Origin of the sequence: Streptomyces ficellus, from assembly GCF_030406405.1 — a bacterium.
Taxonomy (GTDB): domain Bacteria; phylum Actinomycetota; class Actinomycetes; order Streptomycetales; family Streptomycetaceae; genus Streptomyces; species Streptomyces ficellus_B.
This window is the reverse complement of record NZ_JAUEPL010000007.1, coordinates 137610-154306: the sequence shown is the minus strand read 5'-3', so window position 1 is coordinate 154306 and position 16697 is coordinate 137610. Positions and strand designations below refer to the sequence as shown.

Annotated in this window: 15 protein-coding genes; 10 read left to right on the top strand and 5 right to left on the bottom strand. The window is 72.6% G+C overall.

What is annotated here, in order from left to right; translation table 11 throughout:
• Positions 1-54 precede the first annotated feature (54 nt).
• Positions 55-834 (bottom strand): hypothetical protein, encoded by a 780-nt coding sequence (locus tag QWM81_RS07945; protein ID WP_290110958.1) that lies wholly within the window; start codon positions 832-834, stop codon positions 55-57.
• Between the two features lie 104 nt (positions 835-938).
• Between QWM81_RS07945 and ggt the strand changes: the two genes are divergently transcribed.
• Positions 939-2744 carry a gamma-glutamyltransferase gene (ggt, locus tag QWM81_RS07940; protein ID WP_290110956.1) on the top strand — a complete coding sequence of 602 codons (1806 nt, stop codon included), beginning with the start codon at positions 939-941 and terminating at the stop codon, positions 2742-2744.
• Between the two features lie 426 nt (positions 2745-3170).
• On the top strand, positions 3171-4211 hold the full coding sequence (locus QWM81_RS07935; RefSeq protein ID WP_290110954.1) for a LacI family DNA-binding transcriptional regulator: 1041 nt from the start codon (positions 3171-3173) through the stop codon (positions 4209-4211).
• Here QWM81_RS07935 and QWM81_RS07930 read toward each other — a convergent pair.
• Genes QWM81_RS07930 through QWM81_RS07920 form a run of 3 tightly spaced genes read right to left on the bottom strand, consistent with a single transcriptional unit; the run spans position 4195 to position 7762 of the window.
• Positions 4195-4905 carry a sulfite exporter TauE/SafE family protein gene (locus QWM81_RS07930; protein WP_290110951.1) on the bottom strand — a complete coding sequence of 237 codons (711 nt, stop codon included), beginning with the start codon at positions 4903-4905 and terminating at the stop codon, positions 4195-4197. The two genes, QWM81_RS07935 and QWM81_RS07930, sit on opposite strands and share 17 nt — an antisense overlap.
• Positions 4902-6290 carry an amidohydrolase family protein gene (locus tag QWM81_RS07925; RefSeq protein ID WP_290110950.1) on the bottom strand — a complete coding sequence of 463 codons (1389 nt, stop codon included), beginning with the start codon at positions 6288-6290 and terminating at the stop codon, positions 4902-4904. Before QWM81_RS07925 ends, QWM81_RS07930 begins: the two co-directional genes overlap by 4 nt.
• Entirely contained in the window at positions 6287-7762 is a 1476-nt protein-coding gene (locus QWM81_RS07920) for a uracil-xanthine permease family protein (RefSeq protein WP_290110949.1), read from the bottom strand. Before QWM81_RS07920 ends, QWM81_RS07925 begins: the two co-directional genes overlap by 4 nt.
• Before the next feature lie 233 nt (positions 7763-7995).
• Here QWM81_RS07920 and QWM81_RS07915 point away from each other — a divergent pair, with 233 nt between their 5' ends.
• The 7 genes from QWM81_RS07915 to QWM81_RS07885 all read left to right on the top strand — a co-directional run bounded on the left by QWM81_RS07915 (position 7996) and on the right by QWM81_RS07885 (position 15466).
• Positions 7996-8859 (top strand): GNAT family N-acetyltransferase, encoded by an 864-nt coding sequence (locus tag QWM81_RS07915; protein ID WP_290110948.1) that lies wholly within the window; start codon positions 7996-7998, stop codon positions 8857-8859.
• Between the two features lie 126 nt (positions 8860-8985).
• Complete coding sequence (locus QWM81_RS07910; protein ID WP_290110947.1) at positions 8986-9120, top strand: hypothetical protein; 135 nt, start codon at positions 8986-8988, stop codon at positions 9118-9120.
• A 73-nt stretch (positions 9121-9193) separates the two neighbouring features.
• Positions 9194-10729 (top strand): hypothetical protein, encoded by a 1536-nt coding sequence (locus QWM81_RS07905; protein ID WP_290110946.1) that lies wholly within the window; start codon positions 9194-9196, stop codon positions 10727-10729.
• Positions 10730-10903: 174 nt separating this feature from the next.
• A complete protein-coding gene (locus tag QWM81_RS07900; RefSeq protein ID WP_290110945.1) occupies positions 10904-11746 on the top strand; it encodes a nitrilase-related carbon-nitrogen hydrolase in 843 nt (280 codons plus the stop codon).
• Complete coding sequence (locus tag QWM81_RS07895; protein ID WP_290110944.1) at positions 11746-13026, top strand: aspartate aminotransferase family protein; 1281 nt, start codon at positions 11746-11748, stop codon at positions 13024-13026. The genes QWM81_RS07900 and QWM81_RS07895 overlap by 1 nt, the downstream gene beginning before the upstream one ends.
• A 22-nt stretch (positions 13027-13048) precedes the next feature.
• A complete protein-coding gene (gene hydA / locus QWM81_RS07890; RefSeq protein ID WP_290110943.1) occupies positions 13049-14452 on the top strand; it encodes a dihydropyrimidinase in 1404 nt (467 codons plus the stop codon).
• Between the two features lie 12 nt (positions 14453-14464).
• A complete protein-coding gene (locus QWM81_RS07885) occupies positions 14465-15466 on the top strand; it encodes a TIGR03842 family LLM class F420-dependent oxidoreductase (RefSeq protein ID WP_290110942.1) in 1002 nt (333 codons plus the stop codon).
• A 202-nt stretch (positions 15467-15668) separates the two neighbouring features.
• On the opposite strand, the gene QWM81_RS07880 is transcribed toward QWM81_RS07885, so the two are convergent.
• Positions 15669-16238: a DUF6328 family protein gene (locus QWM81_RS07880; RefSeq protein WP_290110941.1), complete on the bottom strand. Its 570-nt coding sequence runs from the start codon at positions 16236-16238 to the stop codon at positions 15669-15671.
• Positions 16239-16496: 258 nt separating this feature from the next.
• Here QWM81_RS07880 and QWM81_RS07875 point away from each other — a divergent pair, with 258 nt between their 5' ends.
• Positions 16497-16688: a hypothetical protein gene (locus QWM81_RS07875; protein WP_290110940.1), complete on the top strand. Its 192-nt coding sequence runs from the start codon at positions 16497-16499 to the stop codon at positions 16686-16688.
• Positions 16689-16697 lie beyond the last annotated feature (9 nt).

The window sequence follows — 16697 nt, the reverse complement described above, 5'->3', positions numbered from 1 at the left end:
CCGATGGGATGCTGACGTCCCTCGGTGAGAGGGCGAGCGGAGGCCCGGGGTTGCCTATGGGGTGCCGGAAATTTCCGTCCCTGCCGGATTGGCGCGCTGGGTGGCCTCCGGCGCCGGTGACCGTGCGGTACGGGTCACATCCGCGACCAGCTCGACGACATCGGGCCCGTACGCCTGCGAGTTCACGACCTTCAGCAGCAGCACGAAGGAACCATCGGTCCCGTACTTCCGGGCCAGCTTCTCGTGGTGCCGCACCAGGTAGCGGGTGGCCGCCTGGTTGGTGATCGCGCGCTGCCCGCAGAACAGGAACACGGGCCGGGCGCCCTCACCGGCGGTGAGCCGGGCGAGGAGGGCGTACTCGGACATCCCCGCGTCCATCGGATAGCGCTCGGAGCCGATCCGGAATGTGACCCGGTACGCGCCGCGGTCGGGGTCCGGCTCCGTATCCGAGGTGACCTCCACGCCGGGGAGAAGGGACTGTATATGCGCGGCCATGCGGCGATTCGAGTACGGCCCGCCGAGGCAGAACTCGGCGCGCTCGCCGAAGCCCTGCTGCGCCGCGTCGTGCCGCACGATCCGGGCGTGGGCGCCGCAGTCCTTGATGAGCGCGGACAACTCCAGCAGCGCGAACACGTCGAAGCGGTGCACGGCACCCTCACTGCCGGCCTCGCGGTTCACGACGAGCAGGCACTCCGCGTTCCCCGGCAGCCCGAAGAAGACCTGCTTGCGGCGGAGCTTGCGGCGCCACAGCGCGGCGCGGGCGATCCAGCCGAGCGACGCGCTGACCCCGGTCGCGATGACACCGAGCGCGATGTTGAGCAGATCGTCATACATGGGCGCGCATCGTAGCGGGGGAGCGCAACGCTGTTCGAGGTGGTCCTGGCGGGCGGCCGACCGCGAAGTTAGGCTGCGCGGACGGTCGTTGACTGGAGGTACGGATGCGTCGGTCCCACGTACGTAACGTCTCGCTCGCCGCGGTCGCCGCCACGGTTCTCTCGGTCGGGGCCGCGGCGCCGCCGCCCACACCACGTACGACCCCCGTCAAGGAACCGGTGGCGGTCGGCTACGGCGGTGCCGTCGCGAGCGTGGACCCCGACGCCTCGGCCGCCGGGATCGAGGTGCTGCGGCGCGGCGGCAACGCCGTGGACGCGGCGGTGGCGACCGCAGCGGCGCTCGGCGTCACCGAGCCGTACTCGGCGGGCATCGGCGGTGGCGGCTACTTCGTCCACTACAACGCCAAGTCCCGCACCGTGCACACCATCGACGGCCGTGAGACGGCTCCTCGCTCCGCCGACGCGTCGTTGTTCCTGGACCCGAGCGGCAAGCCGCTGCCCTTCGACGAGGCCATGACCAGCGGGCTCAGCGTCGGCACGCCCGGCACCCCGGCGACCTGGGACACCGCCCTCGACGCCTGGGGCACCAAGTCCCTGCGGGACCTGCTCAAGCCCGCCGAGCGACTGGCCCGCGAGGGGTTCACCGTCGACGCCACGTTCCGCGAGCAGACCCGGGCCAACGAGGCGCGGTTCCGCGACTTCCCCGCCTCGGCGGAGCTCTTCCTGCCGGGCGGCCGACTGCCCGTCGTCGGCTCGGTGATGAAGAACCCGGACCTCGCGCGGACGTACGAGAAACTGGGCCGGCACGGCGCGGGAGCGCTGTACCGGGGAGACCTGGCGCGCGACATCGTCCGTACGGTCCAGGACCCGCCGGTACGGGAGGGCGCCACGCGCAACGTCCGCGCCGGTGACCTGACGCAGCGTGACCTCGCGGCGTACGAGACGGTGTGGCGCAAGCCGACGAAGGTCTCCTACCGCGGCCTCGATGTGTACGGCATGGCGCCGTCGTCGTCGGGGGGCACCACCGTGGGCGAAGCGCTGAACATCCTGGAGCGCACCGACCTCTCCGCCGCCTCGCAGGCGCGGTATCTGCACCGGTTCATCGAGGCGAGCCGAATCGCGTTCGCGGACCGGGGGCGGTGGGTCGGCGACCCGGCGTTCGAGGACGTGCCCGTGAAGGGGCTGCTGTCGCAGCGGTTCGCCGACTCGCGCGCCTGCCTGATCCGCGACGACGCCGCCCTCACGAGCCCCCTCGCACCGGGCGACCCGCGCGATCCGCAGCCGTGCGCGGCGGGCGGGACGGCGGCCCCGACGACGTACGAGGGCGAGAACACCACGCACCTGACGACGTCCGACAAGTGGGGCAACGTCGTCGCCTACACGCTGACCATCGAGTCGACGGGCGGCAGCGGCATCACCGTGCCGGGGCGGGGCTTCCTGCTCAACAACGAGCTGACCGACTTCTCCTTCGCCCCGGCCAACCCGGCCGTCCACGACCCGAACCTGCCCGGTCCCGGCAAGCGCCCCCGCTCCTCCATGTCGCCGACGATCGTGCTCGACGACCACGCCCGGCCGGTCCTGGCCGTGGGCTCCCCCGGCGGCGCGACCATCATCACCACCGTCCTCCAGACCCTGACGGGCGTCCTCGACCGTGACCTCCCCCTGGTGGACGCGATCGCCGCGCCCCGCGCGAGCCAGCGCAACCAGGCCACGACGGAACTCGAACCGGCGCTGTACGGGAACAAGCGGCTGCGGGCCGAGCTGGAGGCCCTGGGCCACGGCTTCCGCCAGAACCCCGAGATCGGCGCCGCGACCGGCATCCAGCGCCTCCCGGACGGCCGCTGGCTCGCCGCCGCCGAGAAGACCCGCCGCGGCGGCGGCTCGGCCATGGTGGTCCACCCGGCGCGGTAACGTCCCCGGCGGCGCGGACTCTTGCGGCCCCGGGGTGCCCGGCGGCGAGGGTCCACGGTGGCGCGGGTCCCGGGTGGCGCGCGGGTCCCCGGTGGCGCGGGTCTTCGGCGGTGAGCCTGGCCGGCTGGCTGCCGCCGCCTGTCGGACGCCGCGCTGGCTGCCGCCGGCTGGCTGCCGCCGCCGTCATACGTCGGTGCGTGTGGCGGCGGCGGGGCGCGTCCGGCGGGGGACGGTGACTCCTTGAGCGCGTTTAGGGGGCCTGCATCGGGGCCGGACCGGAATGGCGCCCGCACCGGAATGGGCCCCGCACCACCGGACGTGGCTTCCGGCCGCCGGGACCGGTCGGCGAAGATGAGGCTGTCAGCAGCGCGGCCGGCGCTACCAGCGCGCGGCAGCACGAGCAGTGAGCGAGGAGCGTCCACCCAGATGCCCACTTCCGGTTCCGGAGCCCGGCCGCCGACGATCGCCGACGTCGCCCGGGCCGCCTCGGTGTCGCGGACCACCGTCTCGCACGCCCTGAACGGGATCGGCAAGGTCGACCCCAAAACCCGTGAGCGCATCAAGAAGGTCGCCGCGGAGCTCGGCTACCGGCCCAACCTGCGGGCCCAGCGGCTGCGGCGCGGCGAGGCCAAGGCCATCGCGCTGGCCTCCTCGATGCCCTTCGCCGTGGCCGGCGGCCCTTCCCGGCTCGGGTTCTACATGGAGGTCGCCGCCGCGGCCGCCGAGCGCGCCCTGGTGCACGACTACGCGCTGGTCCTGGTACCGCCGGTGCAGTCCGGGTCGGCGCTGTACTCGGTGGACATCGACGGCGCCATCGTCGTGGAGCCCGACGCGAACGACGTGGCCACCGGGCAACTGCGCGAGCGCGGCCTGCCCTATGTGGCGCTCGGGCGGCCCGGGTCGCCCGAGGACGACGCCCCCTACGTCGACCTGCGCGGCGGCCTCGTCGCCGAACTGCTGCTGGCCCACCTGCGCGAGCAGGGCGCCAGGCGGCCCGCGCTGCTCATCGGCGGCGGCTCGCGCCACTCCGCCGTCGACGCCCGCGCCGCGTACGAGCGCGCGGCCGCCGAGCACGGCTGGGCGCCACTCGTCGCGACCGCCCCGGAGGAGGGCGGCGAACAGGCCGGGTACGACGCGTGCGCCGCCCTGCTGGCCGCCCACCCGGCGACCGACGCCGTGTGCGCGCTCGTGGACGCCTTCGCCGTGGGAGCCGTACGGGCCATCCGCGACAGCGGCCGCCGTATCCCGGACGACGTCATGGTCGTCACCCGCTACGACGGGCTGCGGGCCCGGACCTGCGAGCCCCCGCTGACCGCCGTCGACCTGCACCTGGACCGGGCCGCGTCCGACGCGGTGGAACTCCTCCTGGGCCGGCTGCGCGGCGAGGACACCGCGACGGTGACCGAGGTGCCCGAACCCCGCGTCATCCCCCGGGCCTCCTCGCTGCGCGTCACAGCCCCAGCATGAGCACCGCCCCCGACACGAGCGCGAAGAGCAGCACGAACAGCCGCATCCGGCGCGCGTCGAGCCGGTGGTGCACCAGGCGGCTCAGCCACGCCCCGCCGGCCAGCGCCGGCAGCAGTGCCGCGGCCCACCCCAACTGGGCCGTGCTGCCCTGACCGGTCGCGAACAGCAAGGCCAGCGACGCCACTTCACCGACGAGGAAGCACACGGCGACCGTGGCCCGCAGCTCCGCCGGCGGCCGGTGCTGATACACCAGCGCGAGCGGCGGGCCGCCCACCCCGGTCGCGGTCTCCGTCAGACCGGTCACCACCCCGGCGCCCACATACGCCCCACGGCCCGGCGTGAACGCGGGCGCGGCCAGGCTCACCACCGCCGCCAGTACGGTCGCCACGCCCACGAACAGGCCGAGGCGGCCTTCGGGGATGAGCCAGAGCAGCATCAGCCCGCCCGGCGTGGCCGCCAGCCGCGCCGCCGTGATCCAGCCCGCCCCGCGCAGGTCCAGCGAGCGGCGCTCGCGCCACGCCACGTACAGATTGAGCGGGATCATCGACGCCAGCACGAACACGGGCACCAGGCCCGGTTCGAGCAGTCCGGCCACCGGCGCCACGATCAGGGCGAAGCCCAGACCGCTGGCGCCCTGGACGAACGCCGCGACGGCCACCGTCACCGCGAGGACCGCCACCGTCTCCGTACTCACCGGCGCGTCCGCGCTTCCATGGACGTGGGATGCACACGGGTCACCGGCGCCCGGCGCATCACCTCCTCGGCCAGCCCGACCGCCCGCCGCACCAGCGCCGGACCGTCCCAGTCCACCGGCCACCCGCGCCACAGCCGCAGCCGGCCCGCCACGAACACGGCCGCGATCTGGTCGCGGTTCCCACGCCGTACCAACTCCCAGGGCAGGTCCCACGACAGCGCCGTCTCGGGCCCGGAGACGTCGACGAGCAGGAAGTCGGCGGCCGCACCGGCGGCGATCCTGCCGGTACGGGCCGCGAGCCCCACCGCGTCGGCACCGCCGCCGCTCCCGTGCTCCAGCCAGGTCCATCCGGCGCCGCAGGACGAGTCCCCGGTGGCCAGCCCGTAGGCGAGGCGCTGCGCGAACTCGGCCGCCTCCGCGAGCCGGAACCCGTCGCCCCGGGTGCCGTCCGTCCCCAGACCGAACCGGATGCCGCGCTCCGCCATGGCCGTCGCGGGCGCCACCGCGTTGCCCTTCCAGGCGCTCGCCACCGGGTTGTAGCTGACGGCCGCCCCGCTGTCGGCGAGCAGGGTGAGCTCCCGGGGCGTGAGGAGGGTGGCGTGGGCGGCCAGCAACTGCGGCCCCAGGGCGCCGACTTCGTACAGGTACTCCAGCGGCCGCAGACCGTGCTGGACGAGGGAGCGTTCCACGCCCGCGAGATGCTCGTTGACGTGGATCTGCACGACCGCGCGGGCTTCGGCGGCCAGGCGGGCGGTGCGGCGCAGGGTGCGCTCGCTCGCCGCCTCCGGGACGGAGACGGCGAGCGAGGGGTGGATCAGCTCCTCGGTCCCGTAGCGGGCCAGGTGCTTCTCCGCGCCCGCGAGGGTGCTGTCGGTGTCCCCGTCCACGTCGTTGCAGACCAGGCCGAGTACGCAGCGGATGCCGGCGTCGCGCGTGGCGGCGGCGGTCAGCTCCACGTCCACGGGCGCGCGGCTGCCCGCCTCCGCCACGGTGGTGAACCCGCCGCGCAGCGATTCGAGGGCGGCCAGCTTGGCCGCGACGTACACCGCCTCCTCGTCCAGGGCCCCTTCGAGCGGCACCCACACCCGGCGGAAGATCTCCGACGGCTCCCCGAAGGCGAGCGCGGCGCCGAAGCTCTGGGTGAGGTGGTGGTGGGCGTCGACGAACCCCGGCATCAGGACGTGCCCGGGCAGCCGCACGGCGCTCAGGTGCGGATACTCCCGCTCCAGCCGCTCGGCGGGTCCGACCGCGCGGAAGGTGTCACCGGCGACGACGGCCGCGTAATGGTCCATCAGACCCTCGGGCGTCAGGACCGCGTCGGGCGCCAGGAGGAGTCCGTTGCCGGCGTCGTCGGTACGGAGGCGGTCGGGGGTCAGGTCTCTCATCGGTCGCTTTCGGTACGGGGACGGGGACGGGGACGGGGGCGAGGGCTGGGGCGGGGGAGGCGGACGTGGTGGAAGAGGATGTTGAGGACGGCGGCGACGAAGGCCCCGACCGCGACACCGCTCTCCAGGAGGATCCGGGCGTTCGGCGGGAACCCGCCGTACACACCGGGGATGAGGATGGGCAGCAGCCCGAGCGCGAGGGCGACGGCACAGATGAAGGTGTTGGTGTGGCGGTCCAGCTCCCCGGCCCGTCCGAGCATCTGCACGCCGAGCACCGTGATCACGGCGAAGACCACCATGGCGGTGCCGCCGACGACGGCCGACGGGATGACACTGATCGCGCGCGTGACGGGCGCCAGGAAGCCGATGACGATGAGGACGACGCCGGCGGCGGCGGTCACGAACCGGCTGCGTACGCCCGTGACGCGGACGATGCCGATGTTCTCGCCGCTGGTCACCATCAGCGGCAGGCCGAAGAACCCGCCGAACAGGGAGGTGACCGCGTCGCCCCGGATGGTCTTGGGCACGTCCGCGCGCTTGTCGATGTCCTTGCCCACCGCCTCCGCGTTGATCACGGTCTGGCCGGTGGCCTCCGCCATGGACGCGAGGCTGTACAGCATCAGCGGCAGCGCGGCGAGCAGGTTGAACTCGGGTGAGCCGAACGGCAGCGCCTGCGGGAGGTTCACGAGTCCGCCCTCGGTGACCCGGCCGAAGTCCACGCCACCGAGGAGGAAGGCGAGGACCGTACCGGCGATCAGACCGAGCATGACGGCGAGTTGGCGCAGTACGCCGGTGAACAGGACGTAGAAGGCGACGGTGAAGCCGATCGTCGCCATACCCAGGAGGAGGTTCGCCGGGTCGGCGAAACCGGGTTGCCCCGGGCGGCCGGTGACCAGCACGGCGCCGACCTTCACCAGGTTCACGCCGACGATGACGATCATCGTGCCGATGACGAGGGCGGGGAAGAACGCCAGCAGCCGGGAGAAGACGGGCAGGACGACGAAGTAGAACGCGGCGGTGATGATCACCGCGCCGGTGGCGGTGGGCAGCCCATGCTGTTCGGCGATGGCCAGGAAGAGGATGAGCGGCGCGCCACCGGGCAGCATGACGAACGGCAGCCTCGGCCCGAACTTCCACGGCCCGAGCGACTGGATCAGGGACCCGATCCCGGAGAGCACGAAGGCGGCCGAGAGCAGATCGACGGTCAGGCCGGGACCGAGCCCGAGCGTCGCGCTCATCAGGAAGATCGCGGAGATGGGCGTCGCCGCCATGACGAGCACGTGCTGAATCCCGAACAGCAGGATCTTCCCGAGCGGACGGGACTCGTCCACGGGGTGGGTGGGGGTGGTGGACTGGGCGTCGGCACCGGCGTCGGTGTCGGTGTCGGTGTCGGCGTGGGGGTGTGGCGTCGGCGTGGGGTGGGGCGGCTCGGTCTCTGCGGGGCGGGGGGACGTCGGGCGTGGAGTGGACACGTTCGAGCTCCGTTCGGCTCGCTCCGGGATATGGCCGCGCTCCACCCGAGACGGGGGCGGACCCGGTGGCCAAATCGATTTGGCCGCCAGTATGTGAGCGCGCGGGGGGCGCGTCAAGAGATCTGTACGGCAGCCCCTGCGGCACCATGCCGCGGCCCGATTGCCGCTCGCATGGCGGGCGCGTTCGATGGAAAGGGAGCTTTCGGTGGCGGCCCCGCTGCCGGGAAGGAGACATGATCGTGGCTCTCGTACTGCGCAGGGGAAGGGCCGAGGACGCCCGGGAATGCGGCAGGATCTGCTTCGAGGCCTTCGCCGGGATCGCCCGCGAGCACGGGTTCCCGGCCGACATGCCGGGCCCCGAAGCGCCGACGGGCATGTTCGAGATGATGCTGGACCACCCGGGCTTCTACACCGTGGTCGCCGAACTCGACAGCAGGATCGTGGGCAGCAACGTCCTCGACGAGCGGTCACCCGTGGTCGGCGTCGGTCCGGTCACCGTGGACCAAGGCGTCCAGAACGGCGGGGTCGGGCGCCGGCTCATGCTCGACGTCATGCGGCGGGCGGCCGAGCGGCAGGCGCCCGGCATCCGGCTGCTGCAGAGCGGCTACCACTGCCGGTCGTTCGCCCTCTACGCCGGGCTCGGGTTCGAGTTCCGGGAGACGGTGGCCTGCCTGCAGGGACCGCCGATCGGAGGGAGTGTGCCCGGCTATGAGGTCCGGCCGGCCACCGACGCGGACCTCGCGGCCTGCAACGAAGTGTGCCGCAAAGTCCACGGCGTGGACCGCGGCGGAGAGGTCGCGGACGCGCTCAAGGCGGGCACGGCCCGCGTGACCGAGCATGACGGGCGCATCACCGGGTACGCCACGGACCTGTCCTTCTTCGCACACGCGGTCGGTGAGACGAGCGAGGACATCAGAGCGCTCATCGCCTCGGCCCCCGCCTTCGGTGGACCGGGCATCCTCGTCCCCGCCCGCGACAGCGCCCTCCTGCAGTGGTGCCTGCGCGGCGGGCTCAAGGTGCAGCAGCTCATGAGCCTGATGACCATCGGGCTCTACAACGAGCCGACGGGGGCATACCTGCCGTCCGTCCTCTACTGAACGCCTCTACTGAACGCCTCTACTGCACGTCGATGGACGACCTCGGCTCCCGAGCGCTGCACCTGCCGGGCGGTCTCGCCCGGAGTGAGGTGGGGTGGGCGCCGCTCGGCCGCGTACGGGGCGTGCGTGATCTGCTCCGGGGTTCCCAGCCCTGGCACCTGGCAGTTCTGGCTGGTCCACCTGCCCGCGACGCCGGTACGGCGCGGCAAGCGGCCCCATGTGGGGATCGCCGTCAAGTTCCCGCCCGAAAAGCCCCTGTAGCCCTGCCGTAACACGGCTGCGGTCCAATGCGTGCGGACCGGAAGGTTCCGAACCGCAGTGGGCAGGGGCGTACATGGCGCAGCGACAACTCCCGGAGAGCACAGGCGCGTTCGCGCGCTGGCTGACAGACCTGACGCGACTGCTCGACCAGGGCGGCGGCTGGTACGGCGTCTTCTGGCAGCGCGACGCCGAGGGACTGCGGGCCTGCCTCGCCGGCGCGGAGGTCCCGCCCTGGGACGTGGTGGAGGCGCTGCTCCACGACCTGGCCGCCGTGCGGGGCGCCGCGGCGGCGGAGGCCGAGACGGTACGGGGGCGGCAGCTGCACGCCGCCGCGACCGCCGCCCATGACCGGCGCCCGGGCGGCCGCGAGGCGCTGCGGGAGCGGCTTGAGCTGATGGTGCGGGAGCAGGCGAGCGCGGCGGGGCGCGGCGAGGAACTGGTGGCCATGCTGGGGAGGGTCCCGGAGGGCTCCCCGGCCGCGGAACGGCTGATCCACGACCTGGCCTGGGTGCGCGACGACCATGCCAGGGCCACGGCCCGCATCGAGGAGCTGGGCGCCCGCCTGGCGGCCCTGGACCACGCGGCGCGCGAGGCGCCGGCCCCGCGCCAGTCGCCCGCCCGGGACGCGGTGCCCGGAACGCCCGCCCCGCATGAGACGCCCGCCCGGGACGCCCCGCCCGAAACGCCCGCCCGGGACGCGGTGCCCGGAACGCCCGCCCCGCATGAGACGCCCGCCCGGGACGCCCCGCCCGAAACGCCCGCCCCGCATGAGACGCCCGCCCGGGACGCCCCGCCCGAAACGCCCGCCCCGCCCGCCGCCCCCGACCCCGGCGGCGTCCGGAAGCGGAGCCGTACCGACTCCGCCGGCGGCCGCAGACGCCCCCGAGGCGCGCGATACGCCTGGGTCGAGGACGACGACGCCCTCCTGGACGACGCCCCCGCCCCCGTACCCGACCTGCCCGTCGCCGCCGTCCCGCGTGGCGCCCGGTTCGGTGGGGGCGGCCAGCAGCCGCCGCCACAGCAGCACCCGAAGCCCCAGCTCCAGGAGCAGGCACGCCCCCAGCCGTACGAGGACGAGGACGACACCGCCCGCGAGACCGTCGCCGCGCTGCTGCGCCTTCGCGCCGAGGGCCGGAGCGGTGAGGCGCACGCCCTGCTCTGCGAGGCAGCCGCCCGGCCCGCCGCCCGGCTGCCCCTGCTCGCCGCCGAGCTGCACCGCGCCGGTCTCGCCCCCGACTGGGCCACGCTCCTGTGGGAGGCCGCGTCCCTGCCGCCCGAGCGGCTCCCCGGCCTCGCCGAGGCGCTCACCGAGGCGGGCCGGGAGCAGGACGCCCGGCAACTGCTGCGCCAGGGCGTGGCCCGCCCCACGGGCGAGACGGCCGCCGCCGTGCTCGCGCTCGACGAGGGCGGCCGGGAGGCGCACGCCCGCGCGCTGATATACGCCTTCGTGCAGTCCCGCACCGCCGAGGACGCCGCCCACCTCGCCGCGTACGCCCCGCACCGCCTGGTACCGCACCTGCTGGACGCCGTCCGCGCCGCCGGTATGCCGCCGTCGCACGAGCGCGACCTCATGCACGCGCTGCGCGTCGCGGGCCTGGCCGGAGCCTGACCGGCAACCTGCGGAATCCTGGCCGATATGGACCACTCGGGTACGAAACATGATCGACTCCGGCGGTTAATGGCGGTGGTCTTGCCCAGGGATGTGACGAGGCTTACGTTCGCTTCCTACGCACCCCGTCTACGTGCGTAGAGGCTCTCTGACGCCGTGCCGAAGGAGCAGCTCATGTCCCACATCGTGCGCGCCGCCCTCGTCCAGGCGACCTGGACCGGCGACACCGAGTCCATGATCGCCAAGCATGAGGAGCACGCCCGCGAGGCGGCCCGGCAGGGCGCCAAGATCATCGGTTTTCAGGAGGTGTTCAACGCCCCCTACTTCTGCCAGGTCCAGGAGCCCGAGCACTACCGCTGGGCCGAGCCCGTCCCGGACGGCCCGACCGTCCGCCGCATGCGGGACCTGGCGCGCGAGACCGGCATGGTGATCGTCGTCCCGGTCTTCGAGATCGAGGGCGCGGGCTTCTACTACAACACCGCCGCCGTGATCGACGCCGACGGCTCCTATCTCGGCAAGTACCGCAAGCACCACATCCCGCAGGTCAGGGGCTTCTGGGAGAAGTTCTACTTCCGGCCCGGCAACCTCGGCTGGCCGGTCTTCGACACCGCCGCCGGCAAGGTCGGCGTCTACATCTGCTACGACCGCCACTTCCCCGAGGGCTGGCGCCAACTCGGACTCGCCGGCGCGCAGTTGGTCTACAACCCCTCCGCCACCCACCGCGGGCTCTCCTCCCACCTCTGGCAGCTGGAGCAGCCCGCCGCCGCCGTCGCCAACGAATACTTCATCGCCGCCATCAACCGCGTCGGCCGCGAGGAGTACGGGGACAACGACTTCTACGGCACCAGCTACTTCGTCGACCCGCGCGGCCAGTTCGTCGGCGACCTCGCCTCCGACAAGGAGGAGGAACTGGTCGTCCGCGACCTCGACTTCCGTCTCATCGACGACGTACGGCAGACATGGGCGTTCTACCGGGACCGCCGCCCCGACGCCTACGAGGGGCTGGTGAAGCCGTGATGACCGACCTGTACGCCCGCCACAAGGCCGTCATCCCCGACTGGGTCTCGCTCTACTACCAGGACCCCATCGAGATCACCCACGGCGAGGGCCGGCACGTCTGGGACGCCGACGGCAAGCGCTACCTCGACTTCTTCGGCGGCATCCTCACCACCATGACCGCCCACGCCCTCCCCGAGGTCACCAAGGCCGTCAGCGAGCAGGCCGCGCGGATCATCCACTCCTCCACCCTCTACCTCAACCGCCCCATGGTGGAGCTCGCCGAACGCGTCGCGCACCTCTCCGGCATCCCCGACGCCCGCGTCTTCTTCACCACGTCCGGTACGGAGGCGAATGACACCGCCCTGCTGCTGGCCACCACGTACCGCCGTAGCAACCAGATCCTGGCGATGCGCAACAGCTACCACGGCCGGTCCTTCTCCGCCGTCTCCGTCACCGGCAACCGCGCCTGGACGCCGACCACCCTCTCGCCGCTCCAGACGCTGTACGTGCACGGCGGCGTCCGCACCCGCGGCCCCTACGCCCACCTCACCGACGCCCGGTTCATCGAGGCGTGCGTCGCCGACCTGGAGGACCTGCTCGGTCACACCGGCGAGGTCGCCGCGCTGATCGCCGAACCCATCCAGGGCGTCGGCGGCTTCACCTCCCCGCCCGACGGGCTGTACGCCGCCTTCCGCGACGTACTGAGCCGGCACGGCATCCTGTGGATCGCCGACGAGGTGCAGACCGGGTGGGGCCGCACCGGCGACCACTTCTGGGGCTGGCAGGCGCACGCCGCGAGCGGCCCGCCCGACATCCTCACCTTCGCCAAGGGCATCGGCAACGGCATGTCCATCGGGGGAGTCGTCGCCCGGGCCGAGGTGATGAACTGCCTGACCGCCAACTCCATCTCCACCTTCGGCGGTTCACCCATCACCATGGTCGCGGGCCTCGCCAACCTCTCGTACCTCCTGGAACACGACCTCCAGGGCAACGCCCGCCGCGTCGGCGGCCTGCTCATCGAGCGGCTGCGCGCCATCGGCGCGAGCAGCGACCTCGTACGCGAAGTGCGCGGCCGCGGCCTGATGATCGGCGTCGAACTGGTGAAACCCGGCACGGACGAGGCCCACCCGAAGGCGGCCGCGGCCGTCCTCGAAGCGGCACGTGAGGGCGGCCTGCTCATCGGCAAGGGCGGCGGCCACAACACCAGCGCCCTGCGCATCGCCCCGCCGCTCTCCCTGACCGTCGCCGAGGCCGAGGAGGGCGCCGCCATCCTCGAACGGGCGCTGCGTTCCGTCTGATCCGGCAAGGGGGCCGAAACCCATGAGCAACCGCACCCTCATCTCCGGCGGCCTCGTCGTCACCGCCGCCGACGAGATCCACGCCGACGTCCTGATCGAGGACGGCCGCATCGCCGCGCTCGCCGCCCACGGCACGGCCGCCGCCGAAACCTGGACCGCCGACCGGACGATCGACGCGACCGGCAAGTACGTCATCCCGGGCGGCGTCGACGCCCACACCCACATGGAACTGCCCTTCGGCGGAACCTTCGCCTCCGACGACTTCGACACCGGCACGCGCGCCGCCGCGTGGGGCGGCACCACCACCATCGTGGACTTCGCCGTCCAGTCCATGGGCCACCCGCTGCGCGACGGCCTGGACGCCTGGCACGCCAAGGCCGACGGCAAGTGCGCCATCGACTACGCCTTCCACATGATCCTCTCCGACGTCAACGAGTCCTCCCTCAAGGAGATGGACCTGCTGGTGGAGGAGGGCGTCACGTCCTTCAAGCTCTTCATGGCCTACCCCGGCGTCTTCTACAGCGACGACGGCCAGATCCTGCGCGCCATGCAGCGCGCGTCGGTGAACGGCGGGCTGATCATGATGCACGCCGAGAACGGCATCGCCATCGACGTCCTCGTGGAACAGGCCCTGGCCCGTGGCGAGACCGACCCCCGCTACCACGGCGAGGTACGCAAGGTCCTGCTGGAGGCGGAGGCCACCCACCGCGCCATCCAGCTCGCCCGGGTCGCCGACGCGCCGCTGTACGTGGTGCACGTCTCCGCCGAGGAGGCCGTCGCAGAACTGGCCGCCGCCCGCGACAAGGGCCTCAACGTCTTCGGCGAAACCTGCCCCCAGTACCTCTTCCTCTCCACCGACAACCTCGCCGAGCCCGGCTTCGAAGGCGCCAAGTACGTGTGCAGTACGCCGCTGAGGCCGCGCGAGCACCAGGCGGCCCTGTGGCGCGGGCTGCGCACCAACGACCTCCAGGTCGTCTCCACCGACCACTGCCCGTTCTGCTTCACCGGCCAGAAGGAGCTGGGCCGCGGCGACTTCTCCAAGATCCCCAACGGACTGCCGGGCGTGGAGAACCGGATGGACCTCCTCCACCAGGCCGTCGTGGACGGCCACATCAGCCGCCGCCGCTGGATCGAGATCGCCTGCGCGACCCCGGCCCGGATGTTCGGCCTGTACCCGAAGAAGGGCACCATCGCGCCCGGCGCCGACGCCGACGTCGTCATCTACGACCCGCACGTCCAGCAGACCCTGTCCGTCGAGACCCAGCACATGAACGTCGACTACTCCGCGTACGAGGGGAAGACCGTCACCGGACAGGTCGAGACCGTCCTGTCGCGCGGCCATGTCGTCATCGACCGGCGCACCTTCACCGGCCGGTCCGGACACGGCGTCTACGTCCCGCGCTCCACCTGCCAGTACTTGACCTAGGAGGCGACGAGAGTGGACTTCGGACTCGTCCTGCAGACCGACCCGCCGGCCTCCGCCGTCGTCGGCCTGATGCGGCGCGCGGAGCGCAACGGCTTCCGCTACGGCTGGACCTTCGACTCCGCCGTGCTCTGGCAGGAGCCGTTCGTCATCTACAGCCGCATCCTGGAACACACGACGAAACTGACCATCGGCCCGATGGTCACCAACCCGGGCACCCGCACCTGGGAGGTCACCGCCTCCACCTTCGCCACCCTCAACGACATGTACGGCAACCGCACGGTGTGCGGCATCGGGCGCGGCGACTCCGCGATGCGGGTCGCCGGCCGCAAGCCCGACACCCTCGCCCGGCTCGGCGAGGCGATCGACGTCATCCGCGACCTCGCGGAGGGCCGGGAGGCGCTCGTCGACGGGCAGCGGCTGCGCATCCCCTGGGTACGGAACGGAAAACTGCCCGTGTGGATGGCGGCGTACGGACCCAGGGCGCTGGCCCTGGCCGGGCAGAAGGCGGACGGGTTCATCCTCCAGCTCGCCGACCCCTTCCTGACCGAGTGGATGGTCAAAGCGGTACGGAAAGCGGCCCAGGAGGCCGGCCGCGACCCGTCCTCGGTCACCATCTGCGTCGCCGCGCCCGCGTACGTCGGCGACGACCTCGCCCACGCGCGCGAGCAGTGCCGCTGGTTCGGCGGGATGGTGGGCAACCACGTCGCGGACCTGGTGAGCCGGTACGGCGAGCACTCGGACCTGGTGCCGGAGGCGCTCACCGCGTACATCAAGGCCCGTCAGGGCTACGACTACAGCCACCACGGCCGCGCCGGGAACCCCTCCACCGACTTCGTCCCCGACGAGATCGTCGACCGCTTCTGCCTGCTGGGCCAGCCCGCCGCCCACATCGCGAAGCTGAAGACGCTGCGGGACCTGGGCGTCGACCAGTTCGCGGTGTACGACATGCACGACGCGAAGGAAGCGACGATCGACGCGTACGGCTCTGAGATCATCCCGGCGCTCACCGCATGACAGTCGGCGAATCGCCCACCGCATGACGAGGAGCGGCACGCCCGTGCCGTCGTGAGGCCGGCCTCACAGGCGCCAGGTCGGTAGCGCGCTGATCGGCGCCGGCCGGATCGGCTCCGGGTGACCGGCTGCGCCAGGACCGGCCCAGCGCCTTGGCCGGCTCCCGCTTGACGGGGGCGTGCCCATGTACCGGGCGCCGGGCCCGCTAGGCAACGTCGGCGCGGGAGCGGCGAGCGGCGCGGCGTCGCAGGGCGAGCGGCAGCGCGTACCAGCAGATGCCGAACCACAGCATGACCCCGCCGACGAGCACTTCGGCGAGGACGCCGGGTACCACGATACGGAGGATCAGGAGGAGCGTGCACCCGATGGTCAGCGCGAGGAGCACCATGCCGCACATCATCAAGCGGCTGGCCGCCTCCACGACCTCGTCCTTCATCCGCTGACCTGACAGGAAGCGGTGGATGGAGACGGGAGCTATCAGCGATCCCGTGGCTGCCGCGCCGAGTACCACGGTGGTGACGTAGATGACGCGGTCGAATGTGTCCAACTCCCGGAACAGCGGGGTGAACGCCACACTGAGCAGGAATCCGAACAGGATCTGCACGCCCGTCTGAGCGACCCGCGTCTCCTGCAGGATCTCGTTCCAGCGGCGATTGACCCGCTCACGTGCTGTTTCCGGCGCTTCGACGCCGGGTTCCGGTCTGGCCCTGTGGTGGCGCGGGCAGCAGGCGGTGTCATCCTCCGCCGGCTCGACCGGCTGCTCCGTCATGGTCATGGCATCCTCCGCATCCCAGGGTGACCGGTTGCCCCGTTCAGGCCCCTTTATGCAGGTCCGAGGCGCAGGAGGGGGCCTTGCGCTACGACGACTTCCTTGCCGAAGCCGAACGCCGGGGTCGCGCGCTCAGCTGCGAGCGTGACGCGGCCCGGCGACAGCCCTGTCCGGGCGTAACCTGCACGTTTCATACGGAAGTGTGCGGCTACCCGTGTGATCGGCAAGCGCTTCGGCGAACGCGCGTGGGAAGGAGCAGTGCCGATGTCGAACCCCCAACAGCCCGAGCTGCGGCGCAGTGACAAGGGGGCGGGCACCCCGCAGGACAGCCAGGCCCGCAAGGCGGCACAGCGCACCGAGGGCGGTGGCCACGCCCACGGCACGGACCGCGGAGACAAGGGCGGAGGGAAAGGCGGCGGCACGCCTCCCGAGCAGCAACCCGACCACCCCGTCTGAACCCGCCCC

Excerpts from the sequence above, each read along its gene's own strand:
- QWM81_RS07945 (WP_290110958.1), bottom strand. The coding sequence starts at position 834 with ATGTATGACGATCTGCTCAACATCGCGCTCGGTGTCATCGCGACCGGG.
- hydA (WP_290110943.1), top strand. The coding sequence starts at position 13,049 with ATGAGCAACCGCACCCTCATCTCCGGCGGCCTCGTCGTCACCGCCGCC.
- QWM81_RS07880 (WP_290110941.1), bottom strand. The coding sequence starts at position 16,238 with ATGACCATGACGGAGCAGCCGGTCGAGCCGGCGGAGGATGACACCGCC.
- QWM81_RS07905 (WP_290110946.1), top strand. The coding sequence starts at position 9,194 with ATGGCGCAGCGACAACTCCCGGAGAGCACAGGCGCGTTCGCGCGCTGG.
- ggt (WP_290110956.1), top strand. The coding sequence starts at position 939 with ATGCGTCGGTCCCACGTACGTAACGTCTCGCTCGCCGCGGTCGCCGCC.
- QWM81_RS07935 (WP_290110954.1), top strand. The coding sequence starts at position 3,171 with ATGCCCACTTCCGGTTCCGGAGCCCGGCCGCCGACGATCGCCGACGTC.
- QWM81_RS07915 (WP_290110948.1), top strand. The coding sequence starts at position 7,996 with ATGATCGTGGCTCTCGTACTGCGCAGGGGAAGGGCCGAGGACGCCCGG.
- QWM81_RS07895 (WP_290110944.1), top strand. The coding sequence starts at position 11,746 with ATGACCGACCTGTACGCCCGCCACAAGGCCGTCATCCCCGACTGGGTC.
- QWM81_RS07925 (WP_290110950.1), bottom strand. The coding sequence starts at position 6,290 with ATGAGAGACCTGACCCCCGACCGCCTCCGTACCGACGACGCCGGCAAC.
- QWM81_RS07900 (WP_290110945.1), top strand. The coding sequence starts at position 10,904 with ATGTCCCACATCGTGCGCGCCGCCCTCGTCCAGGCGACCTGGACCGGC.
- QWM81_RS07875 (WP_290110940.1), top strand. The coding sequence starts at position 16,497 with ATGTCGAACCCCCAACAGCCCGAGCTGCGGCGCAGTGACAAGGGGGCG.